The sequence below is a fragment of the Xanthobacter sp. DMC47 genome (assembly GCF_056313845.1).
Map to the genome: position 1 here is coordinate 1,346,069 of NZ_JBQUZM010000001.1, position 15,973 is coordinate 1,362,041.

The window sequence follows — 15,973 nt, forward strand, 5'->3', positions numbered from 1 at the left end:
GTGGTCCCCGTCACCGCGGCTGCGGCTCGTCATCCGTCGGCGGCGAGGTGATCACGAGAAATGTCAGCGTATCGGTTCCGGTGCAGTGGAATTCATGCACGACGCCGGGCGGAATATAGGTCACGTCGTTGGCGCGCACGAGGCGGCGCTCGCCGTCGACGATCAGAATGCCTTCGCCGCCCAGCACATGATAGATCTGCTCCTGGACCTTGTGCGAATGACTTTCCACATGGGCACCCGGCTCGTAGCACGAGATGCGATGGTCGAAGAACCGGCTGCCGACGGTCTCGGGCGTCACGATCGCCTTCGAGAGCGCCTGATTGAAGTGCCCCGGATACTGGATCCAAAGCAGCTCGGCGAGATTGCGTGTGACAGCATATTTCTTTTCGCCAGCATCGGCGAAGGCGTTCGGTTCGGGAGAGACGAAGGTCATTGATAACTCCTCAAGAGAATGCGGGGAGGCCGGCAAGCAGATGGCGCTGGTCATGTTCGGCGACGAAGCCCAGACCTTCGGCCGCGTGGGACAGGTCATAAAGCGGCGCGAAGGGTTGCCGGACATAGACGTCCCGATTGCGAATTTCGACGGCTCCGCCATGCAGCCGGCGCAGCCGGTCGAGGGTCGGCTCGGGCGACAGCGTCACCTGCGCCGACAGGTAGAAGCGCTCGAACGCGCCCGGCTCCATCCGAAGTTCGAAAGCGAGCCGGAAGGCACGGGCGAGATCGCGCGGGTCGATATGGTGATGCAATGGGCCGCCGCCGGCCGATGACGGGCCACCCACCATCGGGCCGCGGTAGCGGTCCGGATCCCTGGCCCGCGCCACGATCTCGCCCGCCATTTCGGGATAGGCGACGAAAACGGTGCGCAGGGCCACCGCCGAGAGGCCGCGCAGCGCGTAGGCGCGAACGAGGTCTTCGCCCGCCACCTTGCTGATGGCATAGGGATCGGTCGCGAGGAGCGGATGACCGAGATCGAGCGGCGCATAATGCGGCGCCAGCATCCGGCCCTCGCGCACCGTATAGCCTGCCACGGAATCGCTTGAGCAGAACACCACGCGCCCGACGCCTGCCGCTTCCGCCGCGTCGAGCACGGTGTATGTGCCGAGCAGGTTGACGCGCATGATGGTCTGGCCGTCGCCCGACCAGATATTCGGTATAGCCGCCAGGTGCAGGACGCCATCGGCTCCGGCCATGGCGCGCTGCACCAGTTCGGGCGAGGTGACATCGCCCACGTGCCAGTCGATATGGGCATCGCCGGCGCGTCGATCGAGCCCCCGCACGTGATGGCCATGCGCCATCAGTTCGCGCACGACGAACCGGCCCAGCAATCCGGCGGCCCCGGTGACGAGAATGGTGCTCATGGGACAACTCCGGCCGTGCACGGCACGAAGCCGAGGGGCTCCAGCGCGCGATGGCTGATCAGGATTGCAGCGTCGGGATCCTGGTCGATGATCTCGAGGGTGGTAGCCCCCTCGAAGCCCACGGCATCGAGCGCCTTGGCGACCTCGGCAAACGGCACGGTCCCGGTGCCAATTGGGTCATGACGCCATTTGTCCCGCCCGGTATCGGACAAATGGACGATCCGCAGCAGATCGGCCAATTGCCGGATGCCGGCGGCCGGGTCTTCCCCGATGAAATGGGCATTGGCGGCGTCGTAGCACACCCCGATCGCGGGCGAGGTGAACTCGCGCACGAACTGCTCCAGCGCCGTCGCGTCCGGGAACGCGGCAAACGGCACGTTCTCGATCGCGAGGCCGACGCCGCGGTCCTCCGCATGGGGCAACAGCTTGCCGATGCCATCGCCGACCCAGCCGGTGCGATCGGCGACACTCGGCGGAAACAGCGGGCTCATCCGCCCTGGCACCACCACCACCGTCCCGGCACCGATATCGGCGGCAAGATCGATGGTGTCCTCGAACATTTTCACCGACGCGTCCCGCACGCGCGCGAACGGGCTGGCGAGGTTGTGGTCGAGGCTCGGCAGGTTGATCGCGGTCTTGTAAGCGCCTGCATCCTGCAGAACCGCACGCAGCTCGCGCCGCGCGGCTGGTCCGAAATCGTCGAACGACAGATGCGGGGGCTGCAGCAGAAACTCGATCTGGCGATAGCCGAGCCGTCCCAGACGGCGCACGCACGCGGCCGCCGGGGTGGACCAGATATAGCCGTAGGTGTTGATGCCGATGTCGCGCGCCATCAGACGGCCCGCAATTCGGTGGGAGCCAGATCGGCGACCTTGGTGATGCCAAGCAACCGCTCCTGCAGCGCGATGTCGCCCGCCAGCGTTTCGGCATCGCCGCTGAACGCCACCTTGCCGCTGACCAGGACGTAGGCGCGGTCAGCCATCGCCAGAACGCTCTCGGCGTGATGTTCAACGATCACGAGGCTGGCCTTCCTGGTGAGCTTGGCCACAGCTTCACGCACCTCCTGCACGACGGCGGGCGCGAGGCCTTCGAACGGCTCATCGAGCAGGATCAACCGGCTCGGCACCATCAGTGCGCGCGAAATCGCGACCATCTGGCGTTCGCCCCCGGAGAGGTTTTCGGCCCGCTGCCGCATCAGCCCCCGCAACTTCGGGAACAGATCGCAGATTTCCTCCTGCGAGGCGCCGCCCCGCCGCACCGCCAGCTTGAGATTCTCCTCGACCGTCAGGTTCGGGAACAAGCGACGACCTTCGGGCACCAGGGATATGCCCAGGCGATTGATCTCGTCGGGACGCAGCCCGCTGATTTCCTTGCCGTCGAAAGTTATCCGCCCCGCCGCCAGCGGCAGCACGCCGGTGATCGCCCGCAGCGACGTGGTCTTGCCGACGCCATTGCGACCCAGCAGCGCGACGACTTCGCCCGGCTGAACGACGAGGTCCAGACCATCGAGGACGGTGCCTCCGCCATAGCCGGCGAAAATGCCTTCGACCTTGAGCAGCGGAGCCGCGGACGCAGCGGACGTGGTGACCGGACGATCCGCGGCGGCGCGCGGTGGCGGCAGCGCCTTGCCATGGGCACTGCCCAGGTAGGCTGCGATCACCTCCGGATGCCCGGCCACCTCGGACGGCTTGCCATCGGCGATCAATCGGCCCTGATGCAGCACGGTGATGCGGTCCGACATGGACAGGACGCGGTCGATGTCGTGCTCGATGAGCAGCACCGCGTAGGACTTCGCGAGGCGCTGGATCAGGCGGCTGACGACCTTGCGATCGGACTCGGCAAGGCCGGCCAGCGGTTCGTCGAGCAGCAGAAGCTTGGCTTCCGTCGCCAGCGACATAGCGATTTCCAGCAGGCGCTTTTCGCCGTGCGCGAGCGATGCGCACGTCTCTCCCGCCCGGTCTGCGAGGCCCACGGCATCGAGCAGCGACCACACCTTGGCGTTCGCGGCTTCGTTGTCATAGGCGTCGTTCCAGTAGCCGCCCCACTGGTGCTGCGCGGCCTGCACCGCGATGCGCACGTTCTCAAAGGTCGTGAGGTTTGGAAATACGCTCAGGATCTGGAACGAGCGCGACATGCCGAGCCGCGCCCGCTTGTGCGGCGCCAGATGCTGGATCGGCTTGCCTTCGAACAGGATGGCGCCGGCATCGATCTTGTGAACGCCGGTGAGGAGATTGAACAAGGTCGTCTTGCCCGCGCCGTTGGGACCGATCAGGCTGTGCAGGCCGATCCGGCTCACCTCCAGCGAGACTGCCTCTTGGGTGACGATCGAGCCGAAGCGCTTCGAGACGTTCTCGATCAGGAGAATTGGCGTCGATGAGTCCGAAACGACGGCCTGGGCCGATGTGAGCGGCGCAATCTTCGACGGACGGGGCGGGATCACGGACCGCGTCAGCGTCCAGCGGCTGCGCCCCATCAGGCGTTGGAAAATGCCTTGCACGCCCTCATGCGACAGCAGGGCAAAGGCGATGATGATAGGAGCGAAGAGCAGCCACCAGTTCTCAGTGATCGCGCTCAGGCGGTCTTCAAGGGTGATGAAGATGATGGCGCCCCACAGCGGGCCCAGGAAATGGTGCACGCCGCCCAGCGCCGCCATCAGCACCGGGTCGCCGGCATGCTGCCAGCTCAAATTGTTGGCATAGACGCCTTGCAGCAGCAGCGACATGAGGCCACCCGCCACGCCGATGACGCCGCCCGCGACGATGAGCGCGATCAGCTTCGTGCGGTAGGTGTCGAAGCCGAGGCTCGATACGCGCTGCTCGTTGTCGCGGATCGCCTGCATCAGCCGGCCGAACGGAGCGTGCGCCAGGCGCCACATGACCCAGCAGCTTCCCAGAACCGTGACCAGCGCGAAGACGTGGAACGACACCGCCGAGCCGAACAGGGGCCGCTCGACATTCTGCAGGCCGTTCTCGCCGCCGGTCACGCTGGTCCATTTGAACGCGATTTCGAAGGCGATCTGCGAACAGGCCAGCGTCAGCAGCGAGAAATAAAGGCCGCGCCGCCGCAGGATGACGGCACCGACGACCAGGGCCAGAAGCAGCGAGAACAGAGCGGCGATGATGATGCCGGTGATCTCGTTGCCGCCGAGCATGCCGCTGCCGATGGCAAGCGCGTAACTGGCGCAACCAAAGAAGAACGAGGCACCGAACGGGACCAGTCCAACATAGCCGATCAGGAAATTCACCCCGCCGGCATAGAGCGTGTAGATGGCGATCTGGGTGATGCGATGGATCGGCATGCCCGTGGCGAGCGCGATGCCCGTCGCCGCGATCAGCACCACCGTCATGATGAAGATGGGGTGGTCCCAGAGGCGGTACAGAATTGAGCGACCATTTCTCATTCGAATCGCTCCCAGCGCTCGCCGAACAGGCCGCGCGGCCGAAGCAGCATGATTGCAAACATGAGGACGTACATCGAAGCTGCGGCAGCCTCGGGCTTGAACTGGATCGTCAGTGACGTGACGATTCCGACGGCGAGCCCGGCCACGACCGCGCCCCGGAACGATCCGAGACCGCCGATGGCGACGACGACAAAGGCCGGCATCACCGCATTCGCCGCCATCGAGGGCGAGACCGTCCAGAGCGGGGCGGCAAGGACGCCGGCAATGGCGGCGAGCCCGCAGCCGAGGCCGAACACCGCCGTGAGAACGCGCGGCAGGTTGATGCCCAGCAGTTCCACCATTTCGGGATCCCGGCTGCCGGCGCGCAGAACCCGGCCATAAGGCGTCCAGGCCAGAAAGGCCCACAGGCCAAGCAGTGTCGCGATGGTGGCACCGAGCACAGCGACACGATATTTTGTGATCAGCAGCGGCCCGGCCTCGACGACCCCGAGCAGCGCGGGCGGCGCGTTGAAGGGTTTGCCATCCGCCCCCCAGATATAGCGGATCAGCGCTTCGATCAGCAGAGCAAGCGCGAACGTCACGATCAGGCTCAGCAACGGCTCCTTGCCGTAGAGGCGACGGATGATCGTCACCTCCACGAGCATGCCCACCAAGCCGACCAGGAGCGGTGCAAAGATCACCGCCGGCCAGCCGAACAGCTGGAACAATTGCCAGGCCGCGTAGGCACCGAGCGCAAAGAACGCGCCGTGCGCGAAATTAATCACGCCGAGCAGTCCGAACGTGATGGAAAGTCCCACGGCAATCAGGACGTAGATGAAGCCAAGGACGAGACCATTGGCCGTCTGTGAGACGAGGGTGTCAAGCATGTTTCCATCCGTTCGGAAGCTGCGACGAAACAGGGCGGCGCGCGACCTGCCGGCTCAGAGAGGCGGCATGTTGCAGCCAACCTCTTCCTTGGTGCCGAACGCCGTCTCCGTACTGGCTGCAGAGTCGGACGTATTCTTCAGAACGTCGAAATAGTCCCACTTGTCGGTGATCTGCTTTTTGACGCCGACGATGACGGCGGGGCGCACCATCTGGTGATCCCATTCACGGAAGAAGAATGGGAAGGCCTCTTCGGTATTCTTCCACTTCTCCAGCTGGGTCACGATCGCCTTCGGATCGGTGGACTTGGCGGCCTCGATCGATTCGAGCAGGGCACGCATGCCGATCCAGCCCGACCACGTCTTATCGGATGGCGGCTCGTGATACTTCTTCTCGAAATCGGCGGTCATTTTCTTCTCCGCCGCCGTATTCTTGGGATTGTTGTAATACCACGGCTTCACGTAGATTCCGGTCGACGCCTGGGCACCGACGTCCCAGAAATCGGTATCGGTCACGGCGATGGCCGCGTAGGGGATCTTGTCCTTCATCCCCATCTCGTTCCACTGCTTGAGGAAATTCGAGAAATCGCCGCCCACGAGGCCGCCGACGACGACATCAGGCTTCGCCTGGCGAATCTTCAGGATGTAGGAGCTGTAGTCGGCGGTATTGATCGGAACTTCATCCACGCCAACTTCAGTTGCGCCCACTTTCTTGAGCAGGGCGCGGGAGGCGCGGAGAATGTCCTGCCCGAAGGCATAGGACGCCGTGATGAAGTAGACCTTCTTGCCGATCTGCGAGACGTAAGGCATCAGGCCTTCCATCTGGACCGGCACGGTCGCCTGGGTCCGGAATGTATAGCGGCTGCAGCTCTTGCCGGTGATCTCGCTGGCCGCAGCGCCGGTCAGGATCAGCGGGATCTTCTCGCGATTGGCGACGCTCATCATCGCCAGCGCCGACGAGCTGTAGTTGCCACCGACGACGGCAACCACTTTGCTCTCGTCAACCAGCCTCTGCATGTTCTGCTGGGAAACTTGCGGATTGGGCTCGTCGAGCCACACCAGCTCGATGGGACGACCGAGCACCTTGCCGCCGGCCTGCTCCACGGCGAGTTCACTGCCGCGCTGCAGATACTGGCCGATGGCGGCGCCGGGACCCTGCTTCGAATAGATCAGGCCAATGCGGATGGGCTCTGCGGACTGCGCATGAGCAGCCCCAAGGCCCAAGGTCGAGAGCGCCACGGCACCGGCAATGGCACCGATGAAGGCTCTTCGCTGAGTAGGACTTTTCGTCATGTTGGTTCTCCTCCCGTATTGTTTTGTGTTTTGCTTCAGGTCGTGCGGTGGGGTTTGCCGAAAATCGGTTCTTTGAAGGGGATGGGGGGCAATTCCCATGTGCCGGTCGACGGCGGCCGCACATCCGAATCGACATGCACGTCGATCACACAGGGGCGACGGTTCTTGATCGCCGCCTCGACGGCGCCACGCAGATCCTCGCTGCGGGTGACGGTCACGCCATCGGCGCCGCAGGCGCGCGCCCAGGCCGCAAAGTCGGGATTGTAACGATCGCCGCCGGGGCCCTGGTTGCCCTTGTAGAAGGCGGTGCCGAGTTCGCGGCCTTCAAACAGGCCGTATTGCAGGTCGCGGATGGCACCCCAGGCGAAGTTGTTCCACACGATCCAGATGCAGGGCAGATCATATTCGACCGCCGTGGCGACCACGTAGGGCGCCATCATGAAGCCGCCGTCGCCGACCACCGCGACGCAGGGACGATCGGGCGCCGCCAGCTGCGCACCGAGGATGCCGCAGACGCCGAAGCCCATCGACGAATAGCCCCAGCTGTTCAGCATGCTCTGCGAACGCTTTGGCTTCCAGAACTGCATGAACCAATTGTGGTGCACACCGGAATCGAGCGAGAGGATGACATCGTCGGGCAGGACGTCGAGCAGGGCGCCGACGACATATTCCGGCCGGATCGGCGTCGTCACCGAACTGAAGTTGGGGCGCACGAACGCCTCCCACTCGGCAACCCACTTTGCTACGTCCTCGCGCCATGGCGCAAAGGCTTCGCGGGTGATCTCGGGATGCTCCGGCAGCGCGGCAATCATCTGGGCGGCGAACGCCTTGGCGTCGGCGATGATGCCGAGGGTCGGCGGGTAGTTGCGGCCGAGCTCCGCCGGATCGATATCGACCTGCAGCAGCTTCGTGTTCGGGAAGTTCCATGAATAGCCGGGATGCCAGCTCGACGACGAGCGATCATCGAAGCGTGTGCCGATGCAGATCACCAGATCCGCAAAACGGCCGGCCTGGTTGGCCGGATAGGCCCCATTTCGACCGATGAAGCCGAGCGTGAGGGGGTCATCGGCGGGAACACAACCCATGCCATTCGGCGACGTGATGACCGGAATGCCCAGCTTGTGCTGCAACTCCGCGATCTCGGGGCCGGCTTCCGCGAGCGTCGTGCCGTGGCCGATGAAGAAGACGGGACGCTTCGCGCGCGACAGGAGATCGAGGGCCGCCGCCACATCGTCAGCGCTGGCGCTCGGACGGTGCCCCCCATGCACATGGGACCGGGGCGGAAGCTCGACGTCGTCTTCCTCCTGGAAAACGTTATAGGGGATGTCGAGGTTGACCGGTCCAGGGCGGCCCGTGACCATGGTATCGAAGCCCTGACGCAGCGCCAGGGGCAGCATGTCGACGCGGCTGGGCTGGAACGAGCGCTTCACCACCGGGCGAAGAACCTGGGCGAAGTCGGCCTGGTTATGCGCGTACAGCTCCTGGAACGGCCCGCGATTGGCCTGGGAGGTCGGCACGTTGGCGGTGATGGCCATGAAGGTGGAGGAATCCGCCAGCGCCGTCGCGAGCGACATGACCATGTTGGCCGACCCCGGCCCGGTCGATGTCAGCGTGGCGACGGGCTGATGCTTCACGCGGAAATATGCGTCCGCCATATGCCCGGCGCACTGTTCATGACGCGGGGACACCAGCTTGACCTTGTCGCGTACTGCGTGCAGCGCGTCCAGGATGCCGACGTTACCGTGTCCGCAGATCCCAAAGACGAAGGGCACGTTCTGCTTGACAAGATACTCGGCGATGACTTCGCCACCCTTCATTTTTGCCATAACTTTTTCCTATGGTTCTCGGCCGCCAAGCATCTCAGGCCAAGATGGTGATCATGCGTTCTTCGCTCATCTCGCGGATCGCGTAGTGCGGGCCTTCCCGCCCGAAGCCGCTGTCCTTGGAGCCGCCATAGGGCATGACGTCGACACGAGAACTCGGCGTCTCGTTGATGTGGACGCCGCCCACCTGCAGCTTGAGGGCGGCCTGCATCGCAACATCGATACGCTTGGTGAAGATGCCGGCGGCCAGGCCGAACGGCGTGGAATTGATGCGCGCGATCGCCTCGTCCATCGAATCGAACGGCGCGACGCAGAGCACGGGTCCGAACACTTCCTGGCAGCCGAGTGGCGTGTTCGACTGGACGTCGGTGAGTAGGGCCGGCGGAACGACGGCGCCCTCGCGTTTGCCGCCCGCCAGGAGACGCGCCCCGTGATCGACCGCGTGTCGGATCCAAGCGTCGATGCGCCGCGCCGATGCTTCGCTGATCACTGGCCCGACCACCGTCCTGTCATCGGCCGGATCGCCGTATGGCAGCGCCTTCACCATCGGCACCAGGCGATCGATCACGGGCTCCATCAGAGGCCGCTGCACCAACAGGAGCTGGATCGAGGTGCAGACCTGCCCGGCCTTGCGATAGCTGGCGTTGATCACCTTCGGCAGCGCGACGTCGAGATCGGCGTCCTCGCAGAGAATGCAATGGGCGATCGAACCGAGTTCCATCTGCGTGCGCCGCAAGCCGGCGGCCGCCTGGATCGACCGTCCCACCTCGGTGCTGCCAGTGAAGGCGTAGAAACGCACCAGCGGCTCTTGGAGCAGCCATTGCGCGACCTCGGCATCCCCATGGAGGACCGACATCAAGCCCGAGGGAAGTCCCGCTTCGAGGAGACACTCGGCCATGATGCAGGACGACATAGGCGTATGCAGCGATGGCTTCAGGACCACGGCGTTGCCGGCGGCCAGCGCGGGGCCGACCTTGTGGGCGACCGTGTTCAACGGCGCGTTGAACGGCGTGATGGCACAGATGACCCCGAGCGGCACGCGCAGGGTGAAGCCGAGCCGCCCGGCCTGGCCGGCCGCGCCCTCGATGGGAACCGTTTGGCCGCGAAAGTTGCGAGCTTCCTCGGCGGAGAGCCCGAATGTGACCGCGGTGCGCCGGACCTCGCCCATGGCATCGCGGCGCGGAAAGCCCGCCTCCTTGCCCAGCACGTCGGCAAGCTCTTCCGCCCGCTGCTCGATCAACGCGGCGGCACGATCGAGGATGGCCCCGCGCGCATAGGGAGTGAGTGTGCTGGCCTGAAAGGCCGCATCGGCCGCAGCAACGCACTCCGACACCTGTTGGCGAGACGGCAGTTGCACATACATGCACGGCTCAAGGCGGTACTTGTCCATCGCGGCCACAGCGGACGCGCCTTCCGTCCACTGGCCGCCGATCAACAGCCGGCAGGCAGGCAAAGCGGCCGTAATGTGCGGCGCCGCGGCATCTGCCATTGCTTCAACTCCCCGTTTTCTCGTTCCTTTGCGGCTTAGAGCCGATTGGGCATAAGCGAAAATACCGATTTACATTGGGTGCTATAAGCAGCACCTATATCCCTTGGCCGAACTCCTCATATGCCCGGTGCCCCATGGATCTGCGCCAGCTGCGGTACTTTGCCCAGATCGTCGAAAGCGGGAGCCTGTCAAAGGCATCGCGTTGCCTGTTCGTGGCTCAGCCAGCGCTAAGCCAGCAGCTTGCCAAGCTGGAGGACGAAGTCGGCAAGCCGCTGCTGAATCGCTCCGCGCGCGGCGTCACCCCAACCGAAAACGGGCTCGCGCTCTATCACCACGCGCGCTTCATGTTGCGCCAGCTTGACCAGGCCCTGTCGATTGCGCGCCAGGACACAGGTGTCGTCCGCGGCATGGTCTCGCTCGGACTTCCATCGACAACACTGGTTGCGCTGGGCTTGCCGCTGATGCGGTGCATCCATGAAAAGTATCCGGGCGTCCTGCTCAATGTGGTTGAGGGCATGAGCGGGCATATCGCGCAGATGATGCGGCTCGGACAGCTGGATCTTGCGATCCTGTTCACAAGCGACGTTTCGTCCAAGCTCGATGCGATTCCGTTGCTGGACGAGGAGCTATTTCTTCTATTGCCACGGCACAGCACTCATGTGCCGGAAGACCAGGTCAGCATCTCGGTCACTGATGTCGCCAAACTGCCGCTCATTCTGCCGACCGGCACACACGGACTGCGTCGCCGCATCGTTGCGGAATTCGATCGCCGCGATCTCACCCCGCATGTCGTCGCTGAGATCGACTCGCTCACACTCCTGATGAAATGCGTCTATGACGGCATGGGCGTCACCATCAAACCGATGTCCGCGCTGCATCATGAAAACGAACATGGCCGAAACTGGCGCGCCATACGCATCACCGATGCAACGCTCAATCGCCGAAACTATCTCTACTCGATATCTAGAGACCTACTGTCTCCGGCGGCGTCAGCCGTCGCTCTTGAACTACACCATACAGTGAATGTTCTCGTGACGACTGGAAAATGGCAAGGCGTCTCACTGGTCGAGCCCCACGACGATACGAACGTCACCTCGCAAGCCGCGGCCGAGTAGGCCCCTAATGATGGCCCAGATAGGCGCTCACCAGTTTCTCGTCGGCCATGAAGCGGGGCCAGTCACCGTCGCCGATCTCGTGGGCGACCCGCCCGGTCGCCATCACATAGGCCCGGCTGGTCGCACTCGAGGCGATGGCGATGTTCTGCTCCACCAGAATGATGCTCATGCCGTCGGCGCGCAGCTGGCCGAGAACATCGAGGATGTCCTTCACCACTTTTGGGGCGAGGCCGGTGGAGGGTTCGTCCATCAGCATGATGTCCGGCTGGAGGAGAAGCGCGCGGCCGATGGCGACCTGCTGTTGCTGGCCTCCGCTGAGGAGGTCGCATCGTGCGCCCAGCTTTTCGCCCACCGCAGGGAAGAGATCGACGATCCGCTCCAGGGTGAACACACGTCGGCGTCCCCGGCCTGCCCGCTCGGCCAATGCCAGATTTTCCCGCACCGTCAGCTCGCCGAAGAGGTTCCGGTTCTCAAGCACCACGGCGAGACCGAACCCGCTGCGCAGATGCGGCGGGATGCGGGTGATGTCCTTGCCGTCCAGGCGGATCTCGCCGTCCCGCGCGGGCAGGAGACCGGCCAGCGTGCGTACCAGCGTCGTCTTGCCGGCACCGTTGGCCCCGACCAGACCGACCACTTCCCCCTTGCCGATGCCGAGATCAATCCCCTTGAGGATCGTCAGCGCGCCGTAGCCGGCGCTGAGGCCCTTCACGCTCAACATCTCACACCCCCAGATAGGCCTGGCGCACGGCCGCATTCTCCTGGACCTCCGTCATGGTGCCGGAGGCGATGATCCGCCCGAAGTTGAGCACGTGGATGGCTTGCGCCACCCCCATCAGGTCCATGTCGTGCGAGACGAGCAGGATGGCGATGCCCTCGTCCGCCAGAAGCTTCAACTTGGTGATGAGTACCTCGATCTCGGTGGTGGTGAGGCCCGAGGAGGGTTCGTCCAGCATCAGGAGCCTCGGCTGGCCTTCATAGGCCCGCGCCAGCTCCAGCAGGCGCCGCTGGCCGGCTGTCAGCAGGGGCGAGGGCCGGTCGAAGACGGCTCCAAGATCGAAACGCTGCGCGGTCTCATAGGCCCGCGCACGCATCTCCGTCATCTCGCGCCGCACCGAGGGGAGGCCGGCAAGTCCGGCGAAGAAGCCCGAGCGGCCCGCCTTGAAGGCGCCCACCATCACATTCTCCGCGACGGTCAGGCGCTCGAATATCTTCGGCGTCTGGAAGGTACGCACCAGTCCGTCGAGGCTCCGCCGGCGCACGCTCTCGGCACGGACATCCCGTCCATCGAACAGCACCTGGCCCGACGTGGGCGTGAGAAAGCCGGAGATGATGTTGAACAAGGTCGTCTTGCCCGAGCCGTTGGGCCCCATCAGCCCGGTGATGCCCACGGCCGGCGCCGCGAAGCTCACGTCGTGAAGCACCTGGAAGCCACCGAAGCGGTGGGCGATGGCCTTCAGCTCCAGCAACCGAGCATGGGGGGCGCGGGCGGCAATGCGGGGAGCAAGGGTCATGGCGTGGCCTCCCCGCTGGCGGCGGCAGCGGACCTGCGCCTCACCAGATCGACCAGGCCGCGGCCGAGGCCCCATAGGCCATCCGGGAAGAACACCACGGACGCGACAAGCGCGAGCCCGAAGAGGACGCGATGGATGTCGCCGAGCGCGCTGAGCAGTTCCGGCACGAGGCCGATGAAAAGCGCGCCAACGATGACCCCGGCCGGGACCGACGCGCCGCCAATGACAGGAACCAGCAGGAACATGATGGACTTGTCCACGCCGAAGCTGTCCACGTTCACGAACCCCACATAATGGGCGAACAGGCTGCCCGACAGCGCGCCGAGCCCGCTCGACAGCATGAAGATCCAGAGCTTCAGCCGGGCGTTGTCGATGGCCATCACCATGGCCGCATCCGGAGCGTCACGCATGGCCTGCAGCGCGAGGCCGATGCGGCTGCCCATCAGATTGTGCATGGCAAGGATGATGGCGAAGGCGATGGGCCAGACCAGATAGTAGAACTTTTCCGGCGTATCGAAGACGAAGCCGCCGATCACCAGCTTCGGCACCCCCGGCACGCCGAGCGTGCCGCCGGTGATGAAGTCCGCCTCGAAATAGATGTTGGTGCAGATGATGCCGAGGGCCAGGGTCGCCAGCGCCAGAAAGTAACCGGACAGCCGCAGGATCGGCCGGCCGATGATGGCGGCGATGGCAATCGAAAGCACGATGCCGATGGCGAGCCCCGCGGGCGCCGGCCAGCCCAGCCGCGCCGAGCAATAGGCGCTGGCGTAGCCGCCGATGCCGTAGAAGGCCGCTTGTCCGAGATTGACGATCCCGCCCTGTCCGAGAAGGAAGCCGACGCCGGCGCCCGCGATGGCATAGAGCCCGCAGAACACCAGGAGGTCCACGGCGTGGCGCTCCAGAACCAGCGGCAGGATGAGGTACAGGCCCGCGGCGATCGCGAGGCTGGATATGGCCGCCGCCGACGGGCGGGTGATCCGCACCTGTTGCGCAGGCGGATTGCCGGCAATGCCGGGCGGGGCCAGAGAGGTCTTGTTGGGCAGCATGGCTCAGCCTCCCTTACGGCCGGCGCGGCCGAGGATTCCATCCGGAACAAAGATCATGATGACGATGAGCAGGGTGAGGGCGACGGCATCCTTCATCCCGGACGAGACGAAGACGATGGACATCGCCTCCAGGATGCCGATGACGAGCCCCCCGACCAGCGCCCCGAGCGGATTGGAAAGGCCGCCCAGGATCGCCGCCGCAAAGCCTTTCAGCGTGAGCAGCGGCCCCATCTGGTAGCCGACGCCGATGAGCGGGGCGACGAGCAGGCCCGCCAGCGCCGCCAGCAGGCCGCCCAGCGCGAAGGTGGCGGTGCGCATGGCACGGACATTGATGCCGGTGGTGGCGGCGCCATCGGGATCGATGGAGGCCGCCATCATCGAGAGACCCAGATGGGTGTACCGGTAGAACAGGCGAAGCCCCAGGATCAACGCGGCGGAGATGGCAATCACCCAGAGGGCATGCTCGCGGATGATGGCGCCGAAGACCTCATAGACGCCGTCCCCGAGCGGAGGCAGGAGGTGCTCCTCCCGCCCGAACAGGTAGAGCACCCCGGCCGAGAAGGTGAAGCCGAGGCCAACTGTGAGCAGGAGGAAGGATTCCTCCCGCGCCCGCCGCGCAAACAGGGCGCGGATGGGGCCGAGTTCCACGAGGATGCCGATGGCCATCCCCGCGAGAGCCCCTACAGCCACGGCCAGCCAGAGCGGAAGGCCCCACACGACGGCGGCGAACACCGCCGTCGCCGCGCCGACCACCGCGAGCTCGCCCTGCATGGCGTTGATGACGTGGCTACCCTTGAAGATGACGGCAATGCCGAGCCCGACGAGGGCATAGACGAAGCCGTTGGTGACGCCGGCGAGCAGCGCCTGGGTGAAGAGCATCAAGGCCAAGGGACGTCCCCCTATTTGGTTCAGGAACCGGCCTTGAACGGCAGGCGGACAAACTTGCCCTTGTCGAGCTTCGAGAAGACGTAACTTTTGAGCGTGAGCCCGGTCAGATCGTCCTGCGAGAAGTCGAACCGTGCCATGGCGCCGTCGAAGGGACCGCGGATCGCCTCGCACAGGGCGCCAGGCTGCGCGTCCGGCCCGACCTTGGCGAGGCCGGCGGCCACCGCGTTGAAGGCGTCCCAGGCGCTCGCCTCCATGGTCTTGGGCAGCACCCCGTATTCCTTGTGGAAGGCGTCCACGAACGCGCTCTGGCCGGGCAGCGGATCCTCCGCAACAAGGAACTCGGCGAAGACGATGTTGTCCGCCGCGTCGCCCATGGCCTTCACATACTCGTAAGTCGCGGTTCCGATGCCCGACAGGAGCGGCGCGGTCATGCGGATCTGCCGTGCGTTGCGGAAGGGCGTCGCCGAGTTGCCGATGACGGCGACGGCGTCGGGGGCTGCGGCCTTCACCTTGGCGGCCTGTGTCGTGGCGTCGGTCGCGCCGACCTCCCATTTCTCCACCGCCACGATCTCCACCGGGTAATCGGGGCTCACCTCGCGGATCTTCGCCATCACGATGTTGCCGTAGGCAGAATCATGCAGCACGCCGAGCTTCTTCGCGCCCAGCGCCTTGGTCGCGACCTCGAGCAGCGCGCGGGCGTTGAGGTCCTGGGACGGGAGCATGTGGAACACGCAGCGCCGGGTCTTCTCCATGGGAACGCCAAGGCCGGTAAAGGCCATGACGGGGATCTTGGCCGGGTCGGCCACGCCGCCCACGGCGAGGGTCGAGGCTGTCAGCGTCGGGCCGATGATGGCCTGCACCTTCTGCGAGAAGATCAGGTTGTTCGCCTTCGTGACCGCCACGTCCGGGCTCGACCCGTCGTCCTCCATGACAAGCTGGACCTGGCGGCCGTCGATGCCGCCTTTCTCGTTCAACAGCTTTACGGCCAGTTGCAGCCCGTTGCGCTGAGGGATGCCGGCGCCTGCGCCGGGTCCGGTGGTCGACAGGATGGCGCCGATGCGGATCGGTTCCGCGGCATCAACTGGTGTTCCCGTTCCAGCGAGCGCGAGGACGAGCGCGGGCACCGCCAGGACCGCCCGGCGCGACACTGATTGCTTCATGTTCTTCCTCCCAGATTTTATGATTAT

Annotated in this window: 14 protein-coding genes; 1 reads left to right on the forward strand and 13 read right to left on the reverse strand. The window is 65.0% G+C overall.

Features of this window, described 5'->3' with window-relative positions; genetic code table 11:
* Window positions 1–10 precede the first annotated feature (10 nt).
* Genes ACT54R_RS06225 through ACT54R_RS06260 form a run of 8 tightly spaced genes read right to left on the reverse strand, consistent with a single transcriptional unit; the run spans window position 11 to window position 10,226 of the window.
* On the reverse strand, window positions 11–433 hold the full coding sequence (locus tag ACT54R_RS06225) for a cupin domain-containing protein (RefSeq protein WP_476324602.1): 423 nt from the start codon (window positions 431–433) through the stop codon (window positions 11–13).
* 10 nt (window positions 434–443) lie between these two features.
* Window positions 444–1,358 (reverse strand): NAD-dependent epimerase/dehydratase family protein, encoded by a 915-nt coding sequence (locus ACT54R_RS06230; protein WP_476324604.1) that lies wholly within the window; start codon window positions 1,356–1,358, stop codon window positions 444–446.
* Window positions 1,355–2,191: a sugar phosphate isomerase/epimerase family protein gene (locus ACT54R_RS06235; RefSeq protein WP_476324606.1), complete on the reverse strand. Its 837-nt coding sequence runs from the start codon at window positions 2,189–2,191 to the stop codon at window positions 1,355–1,357. The genes ACT54R_RS06230 and ACT54R_RS06235 overlap by 4 nt, the downstream gene beginning before the upstream one ends.
* Entirely contained in the window at window positions 2,191–4,758 is a 2,568-nt protein-coding gene (locus tag ACT54R_RS06240; protein ID WP_476324608.1) for a branched-chain amino acid ABC transporter ATP-binding protein/permease, read from the reverse strand. Before ACT54R_RS06240 ends, ACT54R_RS06235 begins: the two co-directional genes overlap by 1 nt.
* Window positions 4,755–5,624: a branched-chain amino acid ABC transporter permease gene (locus tag ACT54R_RS06245; protein ID WP_168459454.1), complete on the reverse strand. Its 870-nt coding sequence runs from the start codon at window positions 5,622–5,624 to the stop codon at window positions 4,755–4,757. The genes ACT54R_RS06240 and ACT54R_RS06245 overlap by 4 nt, the downstream gene beginning before the upstream one ends.
* A gap of 54 nt (window positions 5,625–5,678) precedes the next feature.
* A complete protein-coding gene (locus ACT54R_RS06250) occupies window positions 5,679–6,914 on the reverse strand; it encodes an ABC transporter substrate-binding protein (RefSeq protein ID WP_476324611.1) in 1,236 nt (411 codons plus the stop codon).
* Window positions 6,915–6,949: 35 nt separating this feature from the next.
* The gene (locus tag ACT54R_RS06255) at window positions 6,950–8,740 is read right to left on the reverse strand and encodes a thiamine pyrophosphate-binding protein (protein WP_476324613.1); all 1,791 of its coding nucleotides are present in this window, start codon (window positions 8,738–8,740) and stop codon (window positions 6,950–6,952) included.
* A gap of 34 nt (window positions 8,741–8,774) precedes the next feature.
* Window positions 8,775–10,226 carry an aldehyde dehydrogenase family protein gene (locus tag ACT54R_RS06260; RefSeq protein ID WP_476324615.1) on the reverse strand — a complete coding sequence of 484 codons (1,452 nt, stop codon included), beginning with the start codon at window positions 10,224–10,226 and terminating at the stop codon, window positions 8,775–8,777.
* 134 nt (window positions 10,227–10,360) lie between these two features.
* Between ACT54R_RS06260 and ACT54R_RS06265 the strand changes: the two genes are divergently transcribed.
* Entirely contained in the window at window positions 10,361–11,341 is a 981-nt protein-coding gene (locus ACT54R_RS06265) for a LysR substrate-binding domain-containing protein (RefSeq protein ID WP_476324617.1), read from the forward strand.
* Window positions 11,342–11,345: 4 nt separating this feature from the next.
* On the opposite strand, the gene ACT54R_RS06270 is transcribed toward ACT54R_RS06265, so the two are convergent.
* From ACT54R_RS06270 to ACT54R_RS06290, 5 genes are read right to left on the reverse strand one after another with little or no spacing between them, the layout of a single operon-like run.
* Window positions 11,346–12,050, reverse strand: coding sequence for an ABC transporter ATP-binding protein (locus ACT54R_RS06270; protein WP_476324619.1), 705 nt, complete (start codon window positions 12,048–12,050; stop codon window positions 11,346–11,348).
* Window positions 12,051–12,060: 10 nt separating this feature from the next.
* Complete coding sequence (locus ACT54R_RS06275; RefSeq protein ID WP_476324621.1) at window positions 12,061–12,852, reverse strand: ABC transporter ATP-binding protein; 792 nt, start codon at window positions 12,850–12,852, stop codon at window positions 12,061–12,063.
* Complete coding sequence (locus ACT54R_RS06280; RefSeq protein ID WP_476324623.1) at window positions 12,849–13,898, reverse strand: branched-chain amino acid ABC transporter permease; 1,050 nt, start codon at window positions 13,896–13,898, stop codon at window positions 12,849–12,851. The genes ACT54R_RS06275 and ACT54R_RS06280 overlap by 4 nt, the downstream gene beginning before the upstream one ends.
* Before the next feature lie 3 nt (window positions 13,899–13,901).
* Window positions 13,902–14,777, reverse strand: coding sequence for a branched-chain amino acid ABC transporter permease (locus ACT54R_RS06285; RefSeq protein WP_476326411.1), 876 nt, complete (start codon window positions 14,775–14,777; stop codon window positions 13,902–13,904).
* Between the two features lie 29 nt (window positions 14,778–14,806).
* Entirely contained in the window at window positions 14,807–15,946 is a 1,140-nt protein-coding gene (locus ACT54R_RS06290; protein ID WP_476324625.1) for an ABC transporter substrate-binding protein, read from the reverse strand.
* Between the last annotated feature and the right edge of the window lie 27 nt (window positions 15,947–15,973).

Excerpts from the sequence above, each read along its gene's own strand:
- ACT54R_RS06275 (WP_476324621.1), bottom strand. The coding sequence starts at position 12,852 with ATGACCCTTGCTCCCCGCATTGCCGCCCGCGCCCCCCATGCTCGGTTG.
- ACT54R_RS06260 (WP_476324615.1), bottom strand. The coding sequence starts at position 10,226 with ATGGCAGATGCCGCGGCGCCGCACATTACGGCCGCTTTGCCTGCCTGC.
- ACT54R_RS06235 (WP_476324606.1), bottom strand. The coding sequence starts at position 2,191 with ATGGCGCGCGACATCGGCATCAACACCTACGGCTATATCTGGTCCACC.
- ACT54R_RS06280 (WP_476324623.1), bottom strand. The coding sequence starts at position 13,898 with ATGCTGCCCAACAAGACCTCTCTGGCCCCGCCCGGCATTGCCGGCAAT.
- ACT54R_RS06240 (WP_476324608.1), bottom strand. The coding sequence starts at position 4,758 with ATGAGAAATGGTCGCTCAATTCTGTACCGCCTCTGGGACCACCCCATC.
- ACT54R_RS06245 (WP_168459454.1), bottom strand. The coding sequence starts at position 5,624 with ATGCTTGACACCCTCGTCTCACAGACGGCCAATGGTCTCGTCCTTGGC.
- ACT54R_RS06285 (WP_476326411.1), bottom strand. The coding sequence starts at position 14,777 with ATGCTCTTCACCCAGGCGCTGCTCGCCGGCGTCACCAACGGCTTCGTC.
- ACT54R_RS06230 (WP_476324604.1), bottom strand. The coding sequence starts at position 1,358 with ATGAGCACCATTCTCGTCACCGGGGCCGCCGGATTGCTGGGCCGGTTC.
- ACT54R_RS06265 (WP_476324617.1), top strand. The coding sequence starts at position 10,361 with ATGGATCTGCGCCAGCTGCGGTACTTTGCCCAGATCGTCGAAAGCGGG.
- ACT54R_RS06255 (WP_476324613.1), bottom strand. The coding sequence starts at position 8,740 with ATGGCAAAAATGAAGGGTGGCGAAGTCATCGCCGAGTATCTTGTCAAG.
- ACT54R_RS06290 (WP_476324625.1), bottom strand. The coding sequence starts at position 15,946 with ATGAAGCAATCAGTGTCGCGCCGGGCGGTCCTGGCGGTGCCCGCGCTC.
- ACT54R_RS06225 (WP_476324602.1), bottom strand. The coding sequence starts at position 433 with ATGACCTTCGTCTCTCCCGAACCGAACGCCTTCGCCGATGCTGGCGAA.
- ACT54R_RS06250 (WP_476324611.1), bottom strand. The coding sequence starts at position 6,914 with ATGACGAAAAGTCCTACTCAGCGAAGAGCCTTCATCGGTGCCATTGCC.